Origin of the sequence: Chitinophaga filiformis (genome assembly GCF_900102545.1) — a bacterium.
In the GTDB taxonomy this organism is placed as follows: Bacteria; Bacteroidota; Bacteroidia; order Chitinophagales; family Chitinophagaceae; genus Chitinophaga; species Chitinophaga filiformis.
Genome location: NZ_FNBN01000002.1, coordinates 1,232,623 through 1,257,155, shown reverse-complemented (window position 1 = coordinate 1,257,155; position 24,533 = coordinate 1,232,623). Strand labels below are relative to the sequence as shown.

Here is a 24,533-nt window from a genome sequence, read left to right as displayed (position 1 = left end):
ATACAAACAAAAAAATACCGGCGCAAGATCATCAATCTCACGCCGGCCCAGGATAGCTAGTACTAGTCGAGTCTACATTTCAGTGATATACTGAACACCCAGATTTAAAGATCTCAGCCTTACAAGTGGCAATGGCTGCTGGGTAAGATTAGAGAAAATAGTAAGGTCGAACCATAAGGCCGCATTAGTAGTAACCGGATTCCGGCTCTTATACCACACCCCGATACTACCTGCCCAATCCGCAATCATATCCGCCAGCTTTTTATCGCCGGTCGTAGCGCCAGGTTTTACCTGGATGCTTTGTATCGGCTGCATGATCACCGGCAGTCCCACATTCGCCGTACTGGCATTGAGCTGGTAGGTATACTGACAACTCATCAGGAAGCTGACAGTATCCTGGGAGTTCTCTTCCAGCAATGCATTGAATAGGTTCGTGAGCTGCGTAGTAAGCGAAGCGTAATTATGCTGTCCCGATGGTGCATTGATCGTCGATATATCTACCGGTGTGTCAGTGTCAGTAGTAGGATGATAAGGATTGGAAAACTCTACTGTGCCCGTTGTATAGATGAACGGTTCACTGCTTTGTTTACCTGGCACCAGTTCTACATTCCGCCTGATGAATGCTGTAGTAGCCGCATCCTGCCGGGCGAGAATATTCATCGTCGGAATGATTACTGTTCTGTCGGGTATCACCTGTCCTGTAGCAGCAGGTAACGGCTTTCCATCTTTTGTATAATAGTAACACCAATCTCCCGTGCAAACATCTGTATATACCTGACGCTCGTATCCTTTGATATCGACAAGCGGCTGCCCAATACCTTCCGGCGGCAGGCCATGTACCGATACAATAAGCGCCTGTACATCATCTATTGTCGCCGATCCCTCTTGTATATAGAAAGTATAAGGCAATACATCCGTACTGGTATACCGCATGTTACCTGGCGGCATTGCCAGCATATTGCTCTGTGATGCATCAACCACCTGCGATACCAGCGCTGTATAGGAAGCAAGCGCGGTAGACACTGTACTCAGTAACGGATCATCATCCGCGGTGCCTGCTGTTACCTGTGTAAGTTGTTTCTCCAATACAGTATATACAGATGGAGATACTGTAATAAATTCTGCCAGTTGCGGGAAGGCATCTTCAATACCCAGGAGCATCGTATTAGCCTTGTCTGCTACATTGAAGTTGATAGTAAAGTCCAGTTGATCCTGCGGATAATGGATCGGTAATGCATATGCAATATTATAGTTCCAGTTCAGTAACTGATTGATATTGGAGGCATCGGGCGGTACAGAAGATTCTCCCGACTGATTTACCATAGAAGGCGCTACCGGGAATTCGCGTATCGGCATCGGTACCTGTATCTTACCAAGGTCGCCGGTCAGCGGACTGTCATTGACAGATAGCGGCGTAACGAAGCTCAGCCAGGTAGATGCTTCATATCCTTCAATGTTCGGCAATGTACTGATCTGGTGCTCGATAGAACTACCCGCAAAGCTAAGATCGAGATCCACATAAGGTAATAATTCATTACCACTACCTCTCACAATCTGCGGAGATGAGATCAGGAATGGCAATGTGGCCGAGTTACTCGTTTGCAGCGACAGCTTGGTTGAAGTAAGCGTAATGGAATCACTGTTATTACCTTCATTGATCTCTGTCAGCACGACGTTAGTAAGCGGCGGCATAACAATATTCCCGGTCATATCTTTGAAGCCGGCGTTTACTGTCACCTGCGTGCTGTCTGGAATCGCCTGTCCGCTTAGCTGCAGTTTCACTCGCCTGTTATTGAGCGGATCTACGCCGGAACTGTTTACAGTCAATCCATCACTCGCCGTAAAATTACTGCTGATATTCGCCGCTGTCTGATCGGGCGGATTGGTGAATATCAGGTATACGATAGTCTTGTCTACGGTATCTGCCAACACGCCTTCATACTTGAAGTTCCGGTTGATACTGCCATAAAGACGTGGGGCTATATCTTCAGTAGCATCCGCGCTTACAGTAGCATGGAACTGGATAGCTGCCTGCGTTGTATAGGCATTGCCAAGTTTCACGAGCAGCGACTGCTTAAACGCTTCTTTTACCGCATCAGCATTTGCCGTTTCATCTTTGAAGACTGGTATCATCCACTCTTTCACAATATTAGCCAGTGCTTCTTTAGATGTCAGCAGATCTTCCAGGTAGGTTGTCTGCTTTTTGTTATCCACTAATTGGATGGCTGCTGTAAACTCGGGCGACAATACATTATCAATACTGCTGAAGAATTGACCACCCCACTGGTCCATATCAATGCCAGTAAAATCAACATAAGATGATGGCGTATTGAAATCTATGCCTGTTTTTTCATTATAATTATAGATAGGTACCTGCTGACGAGATTCCAGTTTATTGGATATCGGACGCGGTGCAAACATATCCGGATCAGCCGGATCGTTGATGGTGTAGGCTACCGGTGTCAGGTTCGTTTTATCCAGTCCCAGTCTTACTGCCCATGTCTCTTTATTGTTACCTGCATCTTCGCGGTCAGTACCTGTTGCAATACGCAGTGCATACTTACCAGCCTGCAATAGTGCCGCTTCAAACCGTGCTGCAAATGTATTGAGACTATGTGTATTCCCTCCTGATGTATCAGAAAGCGGTGCTACTTCCGTTACTGCCTGCAGTATTCCTCCGGTAGTTTCAAGATCGCCTGCTGCGGCGTTTTTGCTGCGCTTAATGGCGAAGCTGAGATCAAGACGGAAGATCTGCTCCGGATTCAGATTGGTAGTATCAATAGCGAAGGTCAACAGGTGTGCAGCATCAGGTGCCTGTACATCAGTGAGTCCCTGTGCCCTGTTTTCGAGGAAGAGATAGATGGATGAAATCCAGACATTCACGAGGTCTGAGATCTGAGCGGCAGTGAGCGTATAGCCTTGCTGCAGTAGTGTTGTATCTACTGTATAAGCAATGCCATTAGGATCCGTTAACTGATACCACAACTGCTCATATACAGCCATGTCTTTCTTTGCCTGCTCAATGATCGTAGAAGTGGCTTCCTGCGGAACATCCGGATAGCTGAACTGTGCAATGCCTGTATACGTCTCTGTCTTATCAGCATTACTGATGTTGTTGATGCTTAATGTCACCAGCAGATTTTCCGGCACATTATCCACCTGTATGGTCACCGTCTGTTTATCTGCGCCCAGAGTGATGCTCTTGATGTTGATGCCCTGATCCAGACTATAGTTTGCCGGATTATTGGCAGATGTTTCATCCAGCGGTTCAGTGAACCATCCTGTGATGCTGGTAGTCCCTGCTGCTTTGGCCCATAGGAGACCTTGATAATAGCTGTCGCCGAATGAGAGATTCAACTGCAGCTGAGGCTTTTGTGCATTGTCTGTATTCACTTCCCACGATGCCGCAACAGATGGCCATTGGTTTAATCCTATCAGCGCATCCGTATAGCCGGTGAGCATTGGCGGCATATTCAGCTGGCTATTGCCGGATGGTTGGGACAGTGTGGTAATAATACGATTACCATACAGGTCCTGCCATGCATAGTCTATCTGCAGCAGACCGCCCAGTCCACGATATGGGCTATTGGCCTGATCCGGCATTGCGCCAGCTGTCAATACAGTATTCTTGGCGAAACGGCTGTAGGGGATAGATTGCGTATAGCTCCAGGTATCGCCTTCGGCCAATGCTTTCGGATAACTCATCTTATCGTTCGTATCAGGGTCTTCCGCCTCTCCGGATGGTGTAGCTGGAAGTCCGAGATTGCTGGCGGCGAAGTAATTGTTCTCAGCCACCTGGTAAGATAACATGTTGTAGGTGTTCAACAGGAACAACATACCATAATCCTGGTCGGAAGGATTATCAGGTATAGCTCCTGGTACCGGACGTTCTGCAGCAATACCAGCCACTCCCTGTGCTACAGTGGACGTACGGATATCCGGTCCGCCTTTAATAACGATCTGTTGACCATCTGCAAAGATACCCGCTATCGCCTGGTTCTTGCCTCCCAGTGCTGCCAGCTCTTCTCCATAGTAGGAAGCAATACTTTCAAATGTATTTCCTCCATTACTGCTGCCTACGGTCACTGTAAGTACCGGCAGGTAAAGCGCTGTATACAGTGGCAATACATCCGGCCAGCTTGTCTGTAAAGGATTGGCGGCTTTAATGGCATCAGCTGTTGTACCGAAATAAGTAGCGATTGTATTCAGATTACCACCCGGAGCACGTCCTTCAGGCCTTACTTCATACACGCCTTCGTCTACCAGCAGCGCTTTACCAGCTCTTAATGTCAGCGTTTGATTATCAGTAACAACGTCTGCTACATTGCCATAATATTTGTAGGCCAGGTCAGACAATGTTTGTGTACTATCTGAAGACAGGCTACGCTCATACGGATTGGCTTCCGCAAACAATACCGCATGTGATGTATCAATCGCTTCACCAGTAGCCAGTACGTTCATGTAGTTGGTCACATTGTTCTGTAAAGCATCATCAGCAGGTGCTGTGTACAATACCAGCAGAGAAATAGTAGCCTCATTATTATCGTTGAATATCCTGTCTGGCAGGCCACTGCTGCTACCGGAATTATAGTAATACAGGTAGTACCCGCCTCCTCTTGTAATGCTCGCCTGCCAGAGCAAACGGATAAAGTCTGATGGCTCATTCAGCAATACCATTGCTTCCTGTTGCTCAGCTACAAGAGAGATAGTACCAAGGCTGGTGTCAGGACGGGTTTCGGTAGACAGGTTCACCTGTGCAATACCTATCGTCAGACTGTTAAGTGCATCGGTCTGGATACCCTGTGTAGTAGTGCCATTAGAATCTACACCATAAGCAACAGTTAATGTTGCGATCAGTGAATTGTTATTACCAACGCCGCTGACCATCTTCTCCAGTACTTCTACATTGCTGCCATCAGCCCCCATGATTTCATACGTAGTCAAAGTATTCGGACTATCGGTAACTACCGGCACTTTCTTAATAGTAAAGGAAACCAGCGATCCATAACCAAAATAAGTAACAGGTGTATTGACCATCGTGCGACTGGCTTCATCATACCGTCCTATCTGCATTTTAACCCTTGGATTCACCGCGCGTGTCTGTGGATCGGGTAATTGCAACAGTGTATCCGGCAATTGCCACAGGCTCAGTGCAGGCACACCTCCGGCATTGCCGCCATAAGGCATGGTAAAGGCAGACGCACTGTTCCAGCTGATCTGTGATGTGAACGGATAGGTAGATGCTTTTGTAACAAAGGCGTCCTGTGCACCCAGTGAAGAAAGAACAATATCAAGAATATTGCTGGTAGCATACCCCTTCACGGCACTGATCTGCTGCGCGGCGAAAGAGCCGGGAACAAGTGGTAAGACCAGTTGATCCGGATTATCACCGGAGAATGTCAGCCAGCTCAATGCCGCTGTTTTGGATAGCTGAATATCGAAATTATCAGTGTCGAGATCCGGTAACTGGAATTGCTGTCCTGTCAGGGAATATAACCCTGCATAAGCAGGCAGCGTCAATACGCCTCCGTTATCTGTTACCCACATGCCAGGATAGTTTGGTGTAATACCATTTGTCGGAAGTCGCAGCCCCGCCATATAATAGCGGGAAGTCATACCAGACAAATGCTGCAGACCATTGGTAGCCTGTATTTCATTGATCAGTTCACCTACCTGGAATTGCTGCAGGTTAGCTATGTTGATATAGCCGGTCACTGTCTTATCAAATAGATCCGTGATCGTACCATTTTCAGCAGGAGCTGCCAGTTGTTGCTGTGTAATATTGTATTTGGAGGCGATCTTGTTCAGCGTGTCATCGCCTGCTGTTGTACTATTGAATGAAGGAATAGTTAATGTGGCCACAGGCAGCAGTAAGCCAGCAAGATTGGTAATATTACCGTTGTTAATCAGATCGCCTACAGATACACCTATGGCTTGTGCCACATCATTCAGCGATTGCCCTGCCAGTGTTTTATAAGGTTCCTTCTCCGGATAATTAATCGTCACACCGGCAGATAATGTATTGGCCGTTGCCTGATTGGCAGTAGCCAGTTCCTTGCCTGTAAAGCCTGCGTAGAAGATAGATTGCGCGGCGATACTGTCAAATGTATCCGTTGCCTGTACGATATAAGTGCTACCGCTTATGCGCAGCTTTTTATCTGCATTCAGCGGTGCCGAAACGTTGTCTGTAAACAAGGCTTCTACCGTATACAGGTCTATGCCTGCTTTTTGATTGACCCAATTAACAATATCATTGACAGTCTGATTGTCCTGCAGGTAATATTTAAAGTCCTTGAGTGACTCTCTCGCCGATTGCAGCATTTGCCGGCAGATCAGCAGGAAGTAATCACTATAGATGAAGCTGGCCATAGACAACCCTCCGGCATCATCCATGATCAACGCTTTCAGGTTGCCTGCATCTTCTTCTTTTTCTACCTGCACCGCCAGTTCATTAAAGTATTGTCTCAGGTATTCTGTGTAAGAAGTAGAAGTACTGTTATACGCGCCGAAGTCATATGAAATGCCCTTATAGTTTGTACCATAATCCGGTAGTGTCAGCAACATCTGCGGTGGAACAGGGAAATAAGTAGCATCTGTTTCTCCGGAGTCAGGTGCGCTTACCGTCAGTGTAAACTGATTACTCATGAACGCACTAACATCATCAGGAGTGATCGGTGTAGGGTTGGCAGTATCGCTTAGATAATCCAGCAGCGCTGCAAGCTGCAGATCGGTTACAATAGCAGCATCTACCTGCTCACTGGTAACTGGTCCTGATTGTATAGCGGCAATGGCCCAGCGGAATACCTGTTTGCCTAACAACTCAAAAGAGGTATCGTTACCGGCACCATATGCCTTGAGCTTACCATTATCCTTATCGTCCTGCGGTGGTGGCACAGATTGAATAAAGAGCATGGCGATATAACATGCCAGTTGCTGAGATACAGTGCTGGCATTGTCTCCCGCTATGGTAAGACCAAGACCTGCATATGCAGTAAGCGGAGCGGGAACAGCTGCCTTTTGTAAATTAGACCAAACCGGGTTGAGTGCATCGCGTACTGCCATCAGTTCTTTTTGGTCGTAATATAGCCTTCTGCTTCTTCTTTGTAAAACAGTGACACCGGCATTCAACAGCTGTAGCTGTTCTGTGGTAGTCCAAGGCGCTGTTCCACCAATAGCCTTGATAGTAACACTTTCCTGGATCCTTGCTGAGAAGCTGAAGCTGACCTTGATTTTGAAAAGTCCCAGGTTGATGGTAATACGGAGCGACACACTTACCGATGCAGTCAGGGATAGTTCTATCGGTTCGTATGGAGCAAAGGTGATCTGCACCAGCAGGCTGATAGCCACATCCACATCTGCTTTCACAATAGCAAAATCCACTGTGCCATACAGCTTACCCATGATACCTACCGTACCACGGAACCAGAAGTAATAAGATGTTTCCAGTTGTGTATTGTTACCACTGCCATCAGTGATCTGGTAAGGATTCCATTTAGCCAGTATCCCTTCGAGTATAGCCACCGCAGTAAGACTGAAGCCGGCCTTGAGTATACCTGCATCGAAAGAATAGCCGAAACCGAACTGTATACCAAAACCGAATACCAGTACCGGGTTAAATGTACCATTCGTAGCAGCAGGTACTCTGTTGGTCGTAGCGCTTGACAACTTACCGAAATAAACGCCGGCAGATCCCATTACAGGAATGGGGATACCCACCGGTGTCCAGATGAGCGTCTGGAAAGTAAAGGAACGCGAAAAATCTTCTTTCCAGGGGAAACCTATATCTACCTGGAAGTCGCCATTAGTAAATACCGCAATGCCGAATACAGGCAGTGTAATATTAAACTGTCCCATATTGATCTTACGCATCACATCCGGCAATACGATCTCTGCCTGATACACACCTACACTGTCGCTGATCTTTTTATACATGATCTGGAAGTCCAGCCCTTTGAATATCTTGGCAGGCTCGCCTTCCAATGCAAGACGTAAGGCATAGAGGTAAGGATCGTTAAACACGATCTGCATGGTAATGAAATACTGTGTAGCCTCAGCGGTAGCTACTGCCAGTGCTACTGCATTGGCTTTGTCTCCACCCAGCTGCAACAGGCCAAAGTCCATACCCGTCAGCCAGGAGCTATTGGCATCAAAATGTACATCAGGGATCTTCCCGGGATCGGTCTCCGGTAATGAAGTCATACAGGCAATCGCGGCCTGCACATTGTCCGCTGTTTTAAAGCAGTCGAGCGTTACATGCTGACCTAACGCCAGCATACGCAGGTCCAGGTACTTGTTGCCCTGTCCCGGAGGTGCTGGCGTGGTTTCTGGTTTGGCGGCATTCCAGCTGGGTATATCGCCGCCCCATGCAGCCGTTGCATCCAGTGTAACAATTACGCCATTGTTGTCGGGATTAGGGTCCTTACTGTTGTAGGAGACCTTAATGCCTTTGATGGTAACGAAGCCAAGATTGATTGGGCCTATGCCGACCTCAAAGCTTACCTTGTTGGCAGTAAAATCATATATCAGCGAAAGATTGTTGAGTGGAATGCTATTCAGTACATTCCAGGGTGAAGCTAGTCCAAAAGCGGAGCCGGTAGCCCAGGATACCATTGTTTCAACCAGGCTTCCTATAGTCGTAGTGTCTTTGAATTTTAATGTGGCAATTTGGTGAGGTGTTCCATCTACATCCTTTGTTTCTACCTCGCCGGTAAGTATGCCCCAGGTAATACCATATGCCTGGTAGTCGGGATTGAAATTATAGAAAGCAGTAATGTTGATCTTATTCCAGGTAATATCTGCAGAGATAGCGCCATAGTTACCTGCAGTCGCGTCATCTGTTTTCTTACCATAGCCTACCTGGGCCTTGCCGTCAACCTGCAGGCCAAGGAATTCGATGTTCCATTTAGTAGCTGTCTTTGCACCAAATTCCCAATAGGAGGTGGCCGTATTGATGGTGAATGAAAGTCCGTCGATACCGTAGTTATATTGTTCAGGAGGTGTCCAGCTATTACCAATATAATACGAAAGCATGTCCCCGATCTTCACCACGCCGGATGTCTGTTTGCTGGCAAATGTCCAGCCTTTATTGGTGGCATAAATACCACTAAGCGCCATCACGATCTTTGCGGAGTTGGGCAATACCGTGATCTGGCCGCCCAGGAACACAGTGTTAGTGGAATTATTGCTCTTAACATTAAAGCTGAGATTATCAATACTGAATATCCCCGCCACATTCAATGGTTTGTCAGGTTCCAGCAGCGCATCTATCTCGTAATACTTCTGACTGGGAGCATAATTGTAATTGAACTCCGTAACAGAAGTAGCCAGGTCCAGCTCTCCGCCAAACAGTGCCAGCAGGTCACTGAGTTGTATAGTACCATCCGTAAGGCCGCCGTTCAGTGAAAAATCAGGATATCCACCCACCATAGTGATAGTACCATTACCAATGGTAAATGATCCTGTGGCCAGGAATTCAGTGGTGCGGTTGGCGATGTCTGCAACATTATAGATGCTGACATCAATGGTAGGAGCAATGGTGAACAGTGGATTCTGGGAGATCGTCCATGGGCTGTTAGTCGTCATTTCAAACGACATATAGTCGAAGCTGAGGGACCTGGAGTTGTACATCAGCTGCACTTCCTTCAGTCCGAAACCTGCCAGCTGATTGAGTGGTGTTGGCAGTACCTGTACAAGGTTGACGCCTCCCGCTGCCTGGTAGATAGTGGCAATACCGGGGTAATTGCCCGCAAACGCTGCGGAGATCAACCAGGCGCTTTCTGCAACCGGATATTCGATTTTGAGTTCGAGGCTGGTATCATAACTTTCTATGGTGCCGAGTATGCCTCCCTGCACCGGGAAACCGCCCTCATTCACTTTCATCGTAAAGCCCGGATTTTTGAACAGTATCCATGGGATATTGTCAATAGTCCATACCTGGTCTGCCGCTGCAGTAACCTGGGCTATCACTGGCCCCGATTCGGCGGTATAAACCAGCGTAATGTTCATTTTAATATCAAGGAAGGATAGAGTAGTAGCCCCTGATACTGTCACTTTAGTAATAGTGTCACCATTCTTCTCGGCAACGATATTTTGTTTTGGCACTGCAATAGAAAATAGATTGCCGGTTACCTTGGCAAAGAAGTCGGTGAAGTAAGTTTTGGGAAGCGCCTTCAAAAGGTTAATACTACCATCAGACCATGCCGCTATTAACTGATCATACACCTGCTGCAACGTGAGTGTGTCTGATTCCCCTTCTGCAATATCCTGTCCTTCTCTGTATGCTCCTCCATTATTCCCTGATGAAGTTAAGCGCTTACTGCGGCGCCGTAATGTAAGCGATCCTTCCGCATCAGCAGTAAGTCCCAGGCGTTCGGTATACACTTTATTTGCATCACTGCCGGATATCACTGCGTTTGTTCCCACTAACCCCATCATCAGTTTGTCGTGTATATCTTCCTGGTAATAGGTCCCCAGCGCAGCAAAGTAGTGATTGAGATCCTGGGAAGAGTCGGTCGACGCAAGGGTAGTAGTTGTTATAACACCAAGTTGGTCCAGGTAGACGGCAGGAAGCAGCGGCGCCTTCTTTTTGAGGTATGCATCGAAGCTCAAATCCCTTATTGTCGTTACCCATTTTTTGCAGCTTTGTGCAATTGTATCATAATTGCTGGCTGCAAGCGTAGAGGGATAATTAGTAGCATCATTAACACCTTTCTTGGGCACCTGCATAAATGGCTTACCCAGACTGATCACCAGGCTGGATGTTCCCTGGCCTTCAAACATACCGGGCAGGGTAGCGTTTCCATAGAAATAATTATATACATCCATCGGCACAGCACCGATAGAGATCACAAAGATCTGTTTACCGGTAGCATTGGCCAGTTCGCGGGAGATATCAGCAGATATATCAACGTAATACCCGTCAGTATAACCCTTCAGCAACGCAAGCGTATACCTGTTGTCGATAGCCGGCGTAACATACTGAGTGAGTTTATTGATTAATGCAGTCAGGTTGGAAGGAGAGTACCCATTAAATAAATCGTTATCAATATAAGTGGCGGATATCGCCTTTTTCAGATTGGTCAACTCTTTGATACCATTGTTAATGTCGGTTGCAAGCGCATCAAGGTACTGGAAGATATCAGCTCTTTTCGGATCGCTGAAATGCAGGATGACCAGTGGTTTGTCGACCGTCTGTATAATATTGAGTGCTGATAATGTAAGATTAAGGCTCATCTCTCCCGCATCTTCCTTGAACTGGTGCAGCCCGTAAACCGGCCATAGGCTCATGGCTGAAGGATTAACGGAATAGGCATCGTAAACAGATTTTACGTTTTTTGTACAGATGGCCAGGTCGCGATCGAAAGTCTGTTGTTCAATATACCATGACCATATCCCTGGGGATACACTGGCAACAGCCTCCCGGGTAAATTTATAAGCAAGACTGTTGAAATGAAGAGATGCTCCGGAAAGATTGAATTTGTCGGGACTGCCGATTGTTTGTACGGCGCTTGTTACACCGCCGTTCGTGAGTATTTCCCAGAGGTAAGGCTCCAGGCGCAGGAAATATTGAACGTTCAGCTGTTCCGCGAAATTAGTGCTGGTACTGTCTGCCCCGCCTGTAAAACCAAATTTAATGAGCGCTGGCGTAACAGTAGCAGGGAAGGCCTTGAACGTAATGTTATTACAGGTGCCATAACTTATTGTTGCCATTTCAATATGCAACGGATCCAGATCAGGCAATAAGATAGCCAGTTTATCGGCGGTATCGATTCCTCCCGCATAGTATACTACAATGCTGCCGGCGTACGATGTAGTATCAATAATACGCTTCATAATATTGACCGTCGTGGCCTGGTGCCCGAAGTTCCTGGTAGCATCCACATAAAAGCGTAGTTCCGTTTCTTCCCTGATATCACCCAGTATGTTTACATATGAAGCCTGGGAATGCTCGTCCACTACTGCTGTACCCTGTGTGAAGAGTGCTACTAAATCCTGGAATGATGGCATTGTATTAATTATTAGAAGTTAGCGTTTTTGTTACCTGCTATTATACCGTTGCTGATGCCTGTTCTTTTTTATACATGGCATACCAGCCAAGGCCACTTGCTTTGCCGCCGGCGTTGGGGTTACCAAACAGGTAGAACAGTGTGGAACCATTTGGTGGTACTTTCAGCATGCCCAGGAACTGCAACGCAATTTCTGTGAACATGAGCAGGAAGGATGTTTTAGAGGTATCATAAGTAAGGCGTATTTGCCCTATTGATAATTTCATTACGCTCTGCAGGCTGATAAGCTTTCCTCCACCACCTGCACCCGGTAATGACAGGCCTATGGATGCTTTGTAGGTATCGTCCTGACTGTTGGGCGACCATGCCACCAGCAGATAGGAATCGAGGCTTATCTTCCCCGCAAGCTCACCCGGTGTACCCATATTCAGTTTGAAACGCAAACCATACCAGCTGTCGGCACTTACATCATTTAATGCCAGATCTGGTATAACAGTCAGATAGCCTTTATCAGATAAAGTGCTGAGTGGTGCTGCGATAACCAATCCCTGCAGATCCAGGGCAAAGTTGAGGTAGATGCTGGTATCTCTCGGTGTACTATGACTGGTATCAAAGCTGATCTGTGTGGCATCCAGCGTCATTACCTTCGACGAAGGATCAGACGCCGGGAACGTCATGGATATGCCGAGATTACTGAACTTAAGTCCCTTGTTAGGTTCATCCAGCAGCTCCCTGCCATCGCCGTCAGGATCAAGCTTATTGCCAAAGGAGAAAATATCAAACAGCGGCGTCGATTCATCACCGATCAGGTAATAATCAATGAAGCCGCTCATGCCAAACCACGACTGTATATTTCCGTTCTTGTCTGTGTTGAGTGTACTGAGCAGAACGTTTGAGATCTGTATTTTATGGATGATATTGTTGTCAAAGTAGAAGGTGTTATCACCCGAACTGGAAAGGTTATATAAGGTCTGGTTGTCTGTTATCTGCAGACTACCTTTCAGCAATATATTGTGATAGACATTATCAGGAACACCCATACCGGTCACAGGCATCTGCAGTAATTCTGTAATGGTAAGCTGTGCAAGACTTTCAAAACTCTGTACAGCCGTGTTCTCAAATAATACTTTCAGCGTCAGCAGGCGAAAGTCATAGGTCGTGGCAGTAATAGGCGCAATAGCGGTATCAGAACCATCGTCTGTGAAATCAGGATCTACATAATAGATAAGGCCAAAGATAGTGCTGGGCGTATCCAATGCGGCATTAGCGCCACTTTTCTTCACAGGACTTATCTCCACTGCCAGGTGATGTGCATTAAAGGCATCAGGATCAGTTACACCTGCCATGATACCAGCAAGATTATCCGGAAGGTCGCTGATGTCCATACGGAGGAACAGGATACCCGTCCAGTTTTCATCCTGTGCAATGGTGTTGAACTTCGCAAAGTACTTATTGTCGCCCTGTGCGATGGCCTGTTTAAAATAATTCTGTAGCCATTGCGACAATATCACTAATTGATCATCATCAGGCGGTGATATAGTACCCTCGTCACTGGTATTGGTTGGTGAGGCAAAGAGATCTTTCTGCGTCCATTTTGAAGGATTGGCAAGCAGGCTGTTGGTAGCATCTGCCGGATCGTATAACTTACCTTTCTTGGCTTTAATGATCATGACGTTCCGGTAGTCGTTGTACTTATTCTGCTGACCAACATTAGCCGTCATTTCCCAGTTGCCGATCGACATTTTGTTTAAGAACGATGCCTCGTTAGGGTCAGTGCCATTCAGCTGTCCGAGATATGTTGCATTAGCCACCACGAGCATCAGGTCGCCTGTTTGCAGCGCCTCTATCAGTTCCTCTTTCAGATCCAGGAATTTCAGTGCATATGGTGTGCCCTCATCTGTATTCTGTCCCAGCAGCACTTCGTCCCATTTCATTTGTCCGGAGTCGGATGTAGTGATCGTAGCCAGCAGTCCTGATGGCGTCGTAGATGTTTGCGTTGTCGTGTTTTCCAGGCTGCTGGCGGCAGATAACAAAGAGTTGGAGGTAGAGCGTTGCCCTACATTTTTTCTTCGCGTAGGACTCAGCACCTGTTCTTCGAAGGTGACGATCTGCTCCTGCGAAAAAGCGTTGATGCCATCACCCGCTGTGATGCCGTAATATGGCACAATAGGGAAGGTGACAACGTCATTTGCATCATAGGTAAAGCCGGGAACAGTATGACCAAACAGGTCGATATATTTTGGTGTAATGATTCCATCGCTACCAAACAGCGCAGATCCTTTGGGCTGTGCTATATAGTAAATAGTATTACCCTGACCGGCAACAAGTGTCGCCCATGCGGAGGAGTAGGTATTGTCCAGTAATGGGGCATTAGGGTCCTGCGGCGTTTTTACCGGAGATGCTGTTTCAAACGGAAACTTGGGTGCATAAGCAGGCTGATTGGAAAGGAAGCGGAATTTATCGCCGTTTGTAGTGTCGGTTTTGGGGGTAACGCTGAAGAATTCAGTGCCCTGCAAACCGCCTATCAGGTATTGTGGCCCTCCGGTAGCAGAAGGTATCTGTATAGTAAAGTCTCCTTCGGGAGTTACTAAAAATCTTTGGGTAGCAGGCGAGGTATATTCGCCGCTGGCAAATACAAGTCTGGCTGGTAATATATTGGCACCCGATACTTCGGGCAGCAGGTTGACTGCGGCGCCGAATACCGTTCTGAAAAAGGAAGCCAGTACAGTGGTATTATCGTCCGTATTAGTACCGGAAAAGTTGAACCAGGTACGCCTGCTGGCATAACTGCCACTGATGGTACAGGTGCCGGTATTACATGGATCGTAAGCCTTGTTGTATACATCCGAGGGATCAATACTTGTATTAAATCCTATGAAATCTCCCGCTCCCGTTGTTGTATCAGCTAATGGCAGCCATTCAGAGATGGCAGTACGGTTGGGTTCCTGTATGGGAAATAAGGACTGGAAGCCCCATTGAAAGTTGTTATATAGGGATAGTCGCTGTATGCTGATGAAAAATTGGATAGTACCCCTGAGCGATCCGCTGAATGCAATGGTGCCGGTATTGGGAATGCGTGCCTGCGGGGCAGACGGACCAGAGAATCCGATGGTATAATTGTATAAGGAACCATCGAGCAGCAGCGTAGTATCATCCTGCCAGCTAAGCGCCATACCACTGGCTACAGTAAGTGAGAGACTGGTGGTTAACGGCGCCTGTAAGCCACTGTTGATAGCAGTACCATCAATGCTGATACCCATCAGGGGAGCGGTGTTGGCGTTAATATCGGTAATATCCTGTAGCCACATGAAAGCGCGTGCAGCGCCAGATCTGTTCAATACGGCATATATGCTATTAACAAATGCCTGGGCGCTATCTGTGCTGTTAATCACAGGAGCTAAGGCTGCAAACACAAAGGTGCCCGAATAGGTAGTGCTGGCCAGCGCTTCCTTCAATCCAATTGTATCAACGCCGGGCGTAATGCCGGCCGGTATTACAAATGCAATGAAGCCAACATCACCTGTATTCGTTTCAGCAATATATAACTGGTCGATAGATTGTTTATTGAAGAAAGCCATGACGTGGGGGATTTCATGTGAAGAAGGATATATAACAGGTAATGGGATATCCTCCGGGCACCGGGCCCGTAAAAATCTATCTGCCTCTCAGGCACATGACATGATCAGAAACCGGCCCCGCACCGCCGTAGCAGCACGGGTCCGGGATTAGTAAGACATTAATTGGTGAAGCTCGCAGAGCAGGCCAGTGTGCGTTGTGTACTGCCACCGCCTGATTTGTATCCGCTCATGAAAATACCGATGGTGTATGTGAGACCCCTTCCTATGCTTACATTATTGAATGCAGCTCTGCCGGAAGAGTAGTCGAGTGAGATCGGAATGAAAGATTGTGGTGCAACGGTATAGAACGAAGGATTTGCTCCTCTCCACAATCCGGCCCAGGCGCCATTAGTGAGTGGTAAGATACCATCCGGTAAATCAAACTGGAAAGAAACAGAAGTAGCGCCAATATTGATACCGGAGATAGCAGGTGTAAAGATGTTGCCCTGGCCACCTTCACCAGCTTTGGGAATATATGCAGTAGCGCATACATTACCATACTTCTGAACGTTGCCGCCAGCCGTGAGGATAGGGCCTGTGGAATAACCGATGATATAGTCGTTGTTGTTTACATTCAATCCGGTAAAAGCTGCACTACCGGAAGGAGTGTTGGTCTGTATGTAGAAGATGGGTTGAAGAGGCTCCGTATTCCATGGAACGGAATTAGGATTCTGCCAGATAGCAAGGAAGTTGCCATAAGTGTTCGGCTGATTGCCAGGCATGGTGGCATATTCTACGTCAATCTCATCCGCAGATACGCTGGAAATGGTGAGTGTAGTAGTTTGTGCGTTCTCAGTTGGAACGGCTACAAGTACTTTCTGCGCCGCTAGATTTTGTGTTTCCATGTGTAGAAGGTGTTTTGGTTAATTAAAAGAAGAAGGTGAGTCTTATATCCCTGTGAGGAATTCTGAAGTGTTGAAGTTGAGTATAGCCGCCGCCATCGTCCGCTCTTTTCCCATAAAATAAATAAGGGTATAGTTTGTATTCGTTTCCAGTGGTACGTTCGTCATATTTACAGTGCCTTCGCTCGAATCACTGTTGATCGTTGCCATTGCCAGCGGTGTGGAAGCATTGTAAGGGGAAGCATATCCTTTCCATAAGCCGACCCAGTTATTATATTGTTGTGGCAGGTATCCTGCGAGCGTCTGATAATGGATAGAGAGTGAATTCACACCTACATAATTCAGGCTGATGCTGACCTGTGTCGGGGCAGCAAGATAACCGCCGGCAGATATGAGGCTGCTGCAGCAGATATTGGTGATATCCGGTCCTACAGCATATCCCACTACATAGGCGTTCCTTGTAATGGTGAGGCCTTCAATAGTAACAGACCCCTGTTCGGAGTTTGTTGTGATCGGTACCAATGCCAACGGAGGAACAGTCCAGGGTATCACAGAATTCTCCCATATAGCGATAAAGTTTTTGTAAGTGGCCGGCTGATTACCAGGCAGGCCTGCATAACTTACAGTGACCGTCTCTCCATCAACATAAGTAACGGATACATAACAGATGTCAAGGTTAGTGGTATCCAGTCCGACCGCAAGCCGTTGCTCAGCAGGGGATGTTTTTTCAATAAGTGCGCTTCCCTGGCGAACTTCATCGTTTTTCATAGTTATATGATTATGGTGTGAATAATATGGGAACCTGTACCGGAAGGCCTTTTGGCGGCTAATTCACTTTGTTTTTTAAGGTTATTTGTTTTGGTATCCTCTTCACTTTTGCTGTGGTCTATATATGTAGGGCCTATGCTTTTATACTACTCGTTTTTATTAGTAGGGTTTCACCTGTGTTTAGCAGGACCTGACGAATGCCAGCTATTGTAACTATCCTAACAAGGAAATAAGCGGATAGTTCTGATTTTTATACAAATAAGTATCATTACTTAAAAGCGTAGTGTTCCATTTGCCTGGTAGCAGTCTTTTATATGTTGCCTGGGAAATGGACTTACTTATGTGAATGTCTTTTGATATTATTTCAGTTTTACATGATGATTTCATGATGATTCATTAGGTTATTTCTCTATATTTGTGGTGTCGTTAGCACACTTAATATGTCGTAAACCGTACAATGAAAAACCGCTACCTGGCTAAATATTGATATCATAAACAGTTGAACCAATGAAAACCAATGTATTGATGCTCCTGGGCACACTAGGGCTATTGCTTGCTGCAAGCTGTAAAAAAGACAAATCGGTAGCCTACACCGCTCCGCTGGAATTGAAAGACCACGACACTGCCTTCGTACATCCCGGACTGTTACACACGGATGCAGACTTTACCCGTATGAAGACAAAAGTGGCAGCCAGTGCTGAACCATGGTTGTCCGGATGGAACAGATTAACCAGTAATGCTCATGCTTCCCTTACGTATGTAGCCAATCCGGTGCCGATTGTCTACCGCGGATACGACGGCGTAAACGCAGAGAATTATTCAAGCCTGTTTAATGATATTGCGGCAGCATATGCAGATGCACTCCGCTGGAAAGTTTCCGGAGACGAAGCCTATGCAAAGAAATCAATTGCCATTATGAATGCCTGGTCATCTACGCTGAAGAGAATAAGTGGTACGAATGACTCAGTGCTTTGTGCAGGATTACAGGGCTATCAGTTTGCCAATGCAGGTGAGATCATGAGAAGCTACAAAGGATGGTCTGCTTCAGATTTCGCGAGATTCCAGCACATGATGCTGGATATATTCTATCCTATCAATCATGCATTCCTGACGAGAAGGGAAAGATGTATGTCCCATTTTTATGCCAACTGGGATCTTTGCAATATGTGTTCAGTGACGGCTATCGGTGTGCTGTGCGACGACCGTAGTATCTACAACGAAGGCATACAGTATTTTAGGGATGGTGCCGGTAATGGAAATATCAAAAATGCTGTTTACTATATTCATGAAGGTGGATTAGGACAATGGCAGGAGAGTGGCCGTGACCAGGGACATACCGTATTAGGAATAGGTTTGATGGGCGCCTTCTGTGAAATGACCTGGAATCAGGGTGACGATATGTATGGCTATGATGATAACCGTTTCCTGAAAGGAGCGGAGTACGTTGCTAAATACAATCTCATGGAAGATGTTCCATATACCGCATATACAAACTGTCTGGGCGTTAATCAAACCGTGATTGGTGATGGTTCAAGGGGAAATATCCGGCCGGTATGGGAACTGGTATATAATCACTACGTTAAACGTAAAGGCCTTTCCGCGCCTTATACAGAACGTTTCGCTGCTAAGGTAAGACCTGAAGGCGGTGGCGGTAGTTATGGCAATACAAGCGGCGGATTCGACCAGCTTGGTTATGGAACATTAACCTGTACGATAGGGAATTAATAAAAGTTACCAGCAACCTGAAAGAAATATCCCGGCTGCCGGTACAATTCTCCTGTGTATTGTCACGGGGAATTTGTACCGGCGGCCTTTTCATACGCGATAGGCAATGTATTATTCTTTTTCAGAAACGCCTCTGCGGCAGTCAGCTCCGGCCGGTCTGCCCAGGGTGTATTACATGAGTTGAGCAGTTGCTGATAATAGGTGCCGGCCTTTGCCATCCTGCCTGATCTTTCAGCGGCAAGTCCGGCACTATATAAGGCATTGAACCGCTTCGGATGATCCCGCAGGTTGAATTCATAAGCATCCAGCGCTTCTGCCGGCTTGTTCATGGCCATCAGCAGATCGCCCAGCAACTCACTGGCAGGCACCACTTCTCCCGGAGTGACCGGTGGTTTAGGAGTAGTCTCTTCGATGGCAATAGCTTCCTTCATAGATTTCAGCGCCTCCTCGTTTTTCCCCTCTTTAAATAGTATCCAGGCTGTTGCTGCTTTCACCTGTACCGATACCTGGTTGGCTTTATAAACGTCTTGCTTCTGGACAAGTGTATCATGCAATTGGTTCAGTATACGAAGCTCTGCGCGTGCAACATCCATTTGATTGAGATGAATCGCGCTGAGTAGTCTTGTGAATTGAATAATGGCGCTTTCCCATGGATATTTCTCCCAGGCAACACCGGAAATTGTCTGCGGCTGCAGGGCTATAGCTTCCTGCCACATCCGGTTTTCAAGCAGGTAACGCGCAGGGATAGCGGCAAAAGAATAGATCACTTTCGGACTCACAGGATATACCGCCCGGATAGTTTTAAGATAATCCCATTGTTCCTTAGCATGTTTGTTGTCGCCTTTTTGCAGATAGGAGTAAACAAGGTAGTCCATAGCATGCAGTTCCTCATCCCAATGCCCCTTAATGCCCGCGCCTTCCGCGTAACACTTTGCTGCGGATGCTGCAACAGTGTTGGATCGTATACTTTCATCCCAAAGGCCCAGTCGCACAAAAATATGAGAAGGCATATGCTGCGCATGCGCTGATGACGGCGCAACTGAAGCGTACTTCTTCGCTGCCGGCAATGCCATTGCTGCCAGGGCGGGATAATCGTAGCTGTGAATGATATAGTGGATCACACCCGGATGATTAGGCTGACTAACCCACAGGGAATCCAGTATATGACCGGCTTTTTTCTGTTTCGTGTAATTTTTGTCGGCAGGATCGGCGGCGCCGTCTAATGCCAGTGCATAAAGTGCTGCCGCATCTTTATCATCCGGATAGGTCATATGAAGCCTTTCCATCGCCTGTTCAAAATTGATGCAGCGGTTACGGTGATTTGTTTTCCCGGGGTCTTTATAGAACTCTGCTATTGCATTAATATAGGCAGCTTCCCTTGTCGACCTGGAAAGCGACTGTGCAATGGCGACTGCCTTACTGCCTTTTTCAAACTCTTCTTTGCTGGGCGGCGCCCACAGTGGGTGAAAGTTGCTCATAGCGATACCCCAGTAAGCCATGGCGCAGGTAGGCTCCTTACTGATGATGGCTGCAAAAGCTTTTTCTGCTTCGTCGTATTCGAATGAATGAAGCAGGGCCATGGCCAGGTTAAATTCTTCCCTGGCTTTTTCAGAACAGGATGTTTCAAAGGAAACGGCCCCCAGTTGCTTGTCGGCGGGACCACATAGGATTGTTTTGCCCTGTTTAAGATTCATAGCGGCGATGGCCGCTTCTTTGGGCACCTTATTATTGCTGCCGGAACATCCGGTAAGGAATAGGCAGCATAGAACCCAGTATAATATACATAACATTTTCATGCCTGATATTTGATGGGTAGAGAAAATGATCCTATGTTAATTTAAGCATTCCCCGGCAATCTGCAATGCGCGGATAAGTACCATAGGAAAGAAGGGGTATAACAGTATTTTCTTTTGATCAAGTCCAACTCAAGTCCTACTCATTCCCTATTCAAGTTCAAATATTGGACTTATTTATAGCTAATATTAAGGGGCATTACAATAGCCCAAAGGGGTATAGTAATGCCCCTGTAATGGTCCCGAAGAATACCGATATTTTACTAACAAGATGCTAACAATCAGCTTATTAAACGTTGACTTTCTGTAAATTGAATAATAATCTATTGCATGTTATGGCCCAGAACTATAATATCTTAACCAGAGATCTTTCCGGCCATGTCGGAGACCTGATCTATTACGAGCGCAACGGCAAACAATTCTGCCGTAAAATGCCCGTATACGGCCCGGACAGTATGTCTGCCGCCAGTAAACAAAGCAGCCGCGAATTTGCAAAAGCCAGTAAGGCCGCAAAATCGATCCGTGTTGCCCTGAATGGCATCTGGCAGCCTGCACAGGACGAAACGACCGTATATAGGCTTAATAAGGCCGTTTATGCGGCGCTGAGGGAGGACATCCAACACGCCCGTGGGAAACGTGTATTCACTGCGGCAGCCTTACACCGGCACCTGACTGATTTCCGGTATAATAAGAAAGCTGTCATGGTGATCGGCGGCATAGACACCATACGTCAGGAGAACGGCAGTATCCTTGTAAAGTTGCCTGCTCACTGGCAAAACTGGCTGAAGCCACCCAAAGAATCCCGTTATATACAACTTCAGGCAGTAGCGTTGGACATGGACCTGGAGCAGAACATTTGCGTTGGCACCACAACGGCAGCGAGCTGCGTCCGGCTGGGAGAGAAACAGCATAGCCTTCTGCTGCCGGCTACACCGGTCAGGGCTACCGCTACGATCGTTCTTTTGCAATTGCGCTTTCTGCGTACCAATACAGGTATACAGACCGCTGGCACTGCCAGCAGCGAACAGGCATTTGTAACAGCAGTACTGGAGCCGGTATTGCCATTAGTGGCAGCAGCAAAAGATACGCCACCGGTCAAAGCCCCGAGGATTGCGAAGAAAGGCCGCTCTGCAGCGGAGATGCTGCGGGCAGTCAGCCAGAAAGAGGAGTTAACTGCACATTTTCATCAGGAAACAATCAGCAAGCAAATTATTCCAGGGGAACTAATCAAGATACCGGAAGAGCCGCCTCCGCTAAACGTCTTTTTTCAATATAATTGTGATCAGTTTCTCGTCTGAATACTAAATAACAAAAACCACCATGAAAAAGTACAAAGTAATGCTTGCAGCAGGCGTAATGACGGTTGCATCAGCCTCCGTTTACGCGCAGATCAGGGAAAACAGCTATGCTATTGTCAATGTTGTAACCGGTAAGGTGTTGAGGATAAAAGACGCTAATGGCCAGGACGGCACCCCGATCGTTTCCTATTCCGCTGTCAACTGGAAATGTGTAACCTGGGATTTTCAGCAGACAAAAGACGGGGCTTACCGCTTGAAGAGCCTATTCTCCGAAAAGACACTGGGACCATCGTCTGATGGAAAGACCCTGGAAGAACAGACTGTGGCCAATAGTTCGGAAGAACAGGTGTATGAATTTATTCCGGCGGGAAATGATACTTATTTTATCAAGCAGCGGAAGAAGGGATTGTTTGTGACTCCTGCAGATGAAAATGGGACTGTTGATGAGCCGGTGTTATTGCAGGCAAAGAAGAATAGTGATATTCAGAAGTGGAAGCTGAGGGAGCAGCATCCGACGATGTAGGTTACGAGATAGCGCATTTATATGAACTCCTGAACACGTCACTTTAACGTAGTCTCTTCAAAAGTAAAAGTGGCGTATGCAAAAAGACTATAAGAGAAACGGTGGGCATTAGCCTGGCAGATGAGCTTCCCGCCTTTCTTTTACTATCACCGGTATATATTTATTCTTTAGTATTGCGTCTTCTAATCCCAATCGACGATACACAGATCCTCCAATACCGGGAACGACCTCGCCGGATGAGGTGACCTCATTGTCTTCTGCAAAGTAAAAGAACTCAAATTTGTCACTGACAGATTTGGGAAATTCGTTTTCAAGACTAGGAATAGCTTTCTCAAATAGAACAGGAGATGCTATAAATATCTTTTCGGGGGTAATCCTTTCAATCAGGTATGTCAGATTGGTTCTAACAACACAGGAAGTGTTTATTATAGACTTGCAGATAATGAGAATGTCTACATTTTCCAGTGATTCGATATAGGTTTTAATTATTGGGGCTATCGCTAAACTGTTATCTTCAAATGCATTGGCACGGACATTCCAGAACACCGCCAGATTAATCTTGGCAACATGCTTTTCCAGACGCTCTAAAATACCTTTCGAAAGCCAATCTGCATCTTCAGATGAACAGGCCAGTGTAATCCTGGTTCTGGTAGATAGAAACTTACTATTCTGAATAAAGTCCGATAGGGCGCCACCGAGTTGATAAAATGTGTCAGCATATTCCTGTGACTGTGTGCTCTGGTCTACAAGCCTATCCAACAATAATTTTACCTCGTTAGAGTTTTGTGCGTATTGACTTAATTGGCGCATTCTTAAAGGATCTGTATGGAAGTTAAGCAAACGTATATATGAAAAGATTGCATAGTTAGTTCTTTTTTATGATATTTTGTTAAGGGTATAGCAGGTATGTACTACCTTTGTGCATCTATGCGTAACATATTACTGCTAATATTATTATCCCTATCCTTTACTGCTCACAGTCAGCCAGTCCCAAAGGACGATTTCATCAATACAAAAGAAGGATTGCCGATCTCCGGCAAAAGGTTATTCATTGCGAAATGCAGAGAGAAAATCAAGGGTGGGGCAAACAGCCAGGAGTCCCTGCAAATTTGCACCTGCTATGCACAGCAACTGGATGGACGTTTCACCAACAAGCAATATCATGAAGCGTTGCAGGCAGCCGGCAATGAGTGGCTGGATTTCATGATTGAGCTGGATACTGCATTAAAAGCCGATATCCAGCAATGTTTTAAGACGGTCTGGGAGAAAAACGTATTTTTTTCTGATGCACAGGTAAAGTCGGCAAAGGAAGCAATGAAGGAAAGCCTGAAAAAAAGCGTCAAAGATTCCCTGGATGAGAAGAAGCTGGATGAGTATTGTAACTGTGCTGTAAATATTATGAAAGAGAGAAAGGTACCCGCAAAAAAGATGGATGACCTGGGCAATCCCAACTCCTTTCTGTATAATGAAATTGCTTATCGTTGCGGAGGTATACCTGTGAAAAGAGTATCGGAAACAACAGGATGGAATCCTGCGTTGGCGGCAGATGTACGCGGCGCTTCAGATATTGATACCGTAGCCATTATTACTGTTAACGCCATGACAAAGGTAAAGGTGAAGATCGGTGCTTTTGTTTATATCTGGCTGCTGGATAGCGGCGCAACAGACCTCCTGATCTCTGATTCACTTGCAACGCAAATGATGGAACAGCATCTTTTCAGTGAAAAAGACTTCCTCGGAACTGGTAATTACAATATTGCAAATGGTAAAGAGATGATCTGTAAAATGTATAGGGTCAACAATGTCCAGATTGGTAAATTTACTGTTGATAATATCATGCTGGGTGTCTCACCGGAAGTCGAAGATTTTCTGTTAGGAAAAAGCTTTCTCAATAAGTTTAGCAGGTGGACAATAGATAATAAGAGAGAGTTGTTGATACTGGAGAAGTGATGGGAAATAAGA

General features: G+C 46.4%; 10 protein-coding genes. 4 read left to right on the top strand and 6 right to left on the bottom strand.

Going from position 1 to position 24,533, the window contains the following annotated elements:
• Window positions 1-72 precede the first annotated feature (72 nt).
• The 4 genes from BLR32_RS11525 to BLR32_RS11510 all read right to left on the bottom strand — a co-directional run bounded on the left by BLR32_RS11525 (window position 73) and on the right by BLR32_RS11510 (window position 17,232).
• Window positions 73-12,006, bottom strand: a complete 11,934-nt coding sequence (locus tag BLR32_RS11525; RefSeq protein WP_089831731.1) for a LysM peptidoglycan-binding domain-containing protein — start codon at window positions 12,004-12,006, stop codon at window positions 73-75.
• 40 nt (window positions 12,007-12,046) lie between these two features.
• Entirely contained in the window at window positions 12,047-15,583 is a 3,537-nt protein-coding gene (locus tag BLR32_RS11520) for a hypothetical protein (RefSeq protein WP_089831728.1), read from the bottom strand.
• A 158-nt stretch (window positions 15,584-15,741) separates the two neighbouring features.
• Window positions 15,742-16,467, bottom strand: a complete 726-nt coding sequence (locus tag BLR32_RS11515) for a hypothetical protein (protein ID WP_089831726.1) — start codon at window positions 16,465-16,467, stop codon at window positions 15,742-15,744.
• Window positions 16,468-16,509: 42 nt separating this feature from the next.
• A complete protein-coding gene (locus tag BLR32_RS11510) occupies window positions 16,510-17,232 on the bottom strand; it encodes a hypothetical protein (RefSeq protein WP_089831724.1) in 723 nt (240 codons plus the stop codon).
• A gap of 507 nt (window positions 17,233-17,739) precedes the next feature.
• Between BLR32_RS11510 and BLR32_RS11505 the strand changes: the two genes are divergently transcribed.
• Window positions 17,740-18,957, top strand: coding sequence for an alginate lyase family protein (locus BLR32_RS11505; RefSeq protein WP_089831722.1), 1,218 nt, complete (start codon window positions 17,740-17,742; stop codon window positions 18,955-18,957).
• 62 nt (window positions 18,958-19,019) lie between these two features.
• Here BLR32_RS11505 and BLR32_RS11500 read toward each other — a convergent pair whose 3' ends face one another.
• Window positions 19,020-20,753 (bottom strand): tetratricopeptide repeat protein, encoded by a 1,734-nt coding sequence (locus tag BLR32_RS11500; RefSeq protein ID WP_089831720.1) that lies wholly within the window; start codon window positions 20,751-20,753, stop codon window positions 19,020-19,022.
• Window positions 20,754-21,085: 332 nt separating this feature from the next.
• Here BLR32_RS11500 and BLR32_RS11495 point away from each other — a divergent pair, with 332 nt between their 5' ends.
• Window positions 21,086-22,048: a hypothetical protein gene (locus BLR32_RS11495; RefSeq protein ID WP_089831718.1), complete on the top strand. Its 963-nt coding sequence runs from the start codon at window positions 21,086-21,088 to the stop codon at window positions 22,046-22,048.
• A 22-nt stretch (window positions 22,049-22,070) separates the two neighbouring features.
• A complete protein-coding gene (locus BLR32_RS11490; protein ID WP_089831716.1) occupies window positions 22,071-22,571 on the top strand; it encodes an RICIN domain-containing protein in 501 nt (166 codons plus the stop codon).
• 108 nt (window positions 22,572-22,679) lie between these two features.
• On the opposite strand, the gene BLR32_RS11485 is transcribed toward BLR32_RS11490, so the two are convergent.
• Window positions 22,680-23,381: a hypothetical protein gene (locus tag BLR32_RS11485; protein ID WP_089831714.1), complete on the bottom strand. Its 702-nt coding sequence runs from the start codon at window positions 23,379-23,381 to the stop codon at window positions 22,680-22,682.
• Window positions 23,382-23,498: 117 nt separating this feature from the next.
• Between BLR32_RS11485 and BLR32_RS11480 the strand changes: the two genes are divergently transcribed.
• A complete protein-coding gene (locus BLR32_RS11480; protein WP_176842241.1) occupies window positions 23,499-24,521 on the top strand; it encodes a retropepsin-like aspartic protease in 1,023 nt (340 codons plus the stop codon).
• Window positions 24,522-24,533: the final 12 nt, after the last annotated feature.

Coding starts and splice junctions, on each gene's coding strand:
- BLR32_RS11525 (WP_089831731.1), bottom strand. CDS start 12,006: ATGCCATCATTCCAGGATTTAGTAGCACTCTTCACACAGGGTACAGCA.
- BLR32_RS11520 (WP_089831728.1), bottom strand. CDS start 15,583: ATGGCTTTCTTCAATAAACAATCTATCGACCAGTTATATATTGCTGAA.
- BLR32_RS11515 (WP_089831726.1), bottom strand. CDS start 16,467: ATGGAAACACAAAATCTAGCGGCGCAGAAAGTACTTGTAGCCGTTCCA.
- BLR32_RS11510 (WP_089831724.1), bottom strand. CDS start 17,232: ATGAAAAACGATGAAGTTCGCCAGGGAAGCGCACTTATTGAAAAAACA.
- BLR32_RS11505 (WP_089831722.1), top strand. CDS start 17,740: ATGAAAACCAATGTATTGATGCTCCTGGGCACACTAGGGCTATTGCTT.
- BLR32_RS11500 (WP_089831720.1), bottom strand. CDS start 20,753: ATGAAAATGTTATGTATATTATACTGGGTTCTATGCTGCCTATTCCTT.
- BLR32_RS11495 (WP_089831718.1), top strand. CDS start 21,086: ATGGCCCAGAACTATAATATCTTAACCAGAGATCTTTCCGGCCATGTC.
- BLR32_RS11490 (WP_089831716.1), top strand. CDS start 22,071: ATGAAAAAGTACAAAGTAATGCTTGCAGCAGGCGTAATGACGGTTGCA.
- BLR32_RS11485 (WP_089831714.1), bottom strand. CDS start 23,381: ATGCGCCAATTAAGTCAATACGCACAAAACTCTAACGAGGTAAAATTA.
- BLR32_RS11480 (WP_176842241.1), top strand. CDS start 23,499: ATGCGTAACATATTACTGCTAATATTATTATCCCTATCCTTTACTGCT.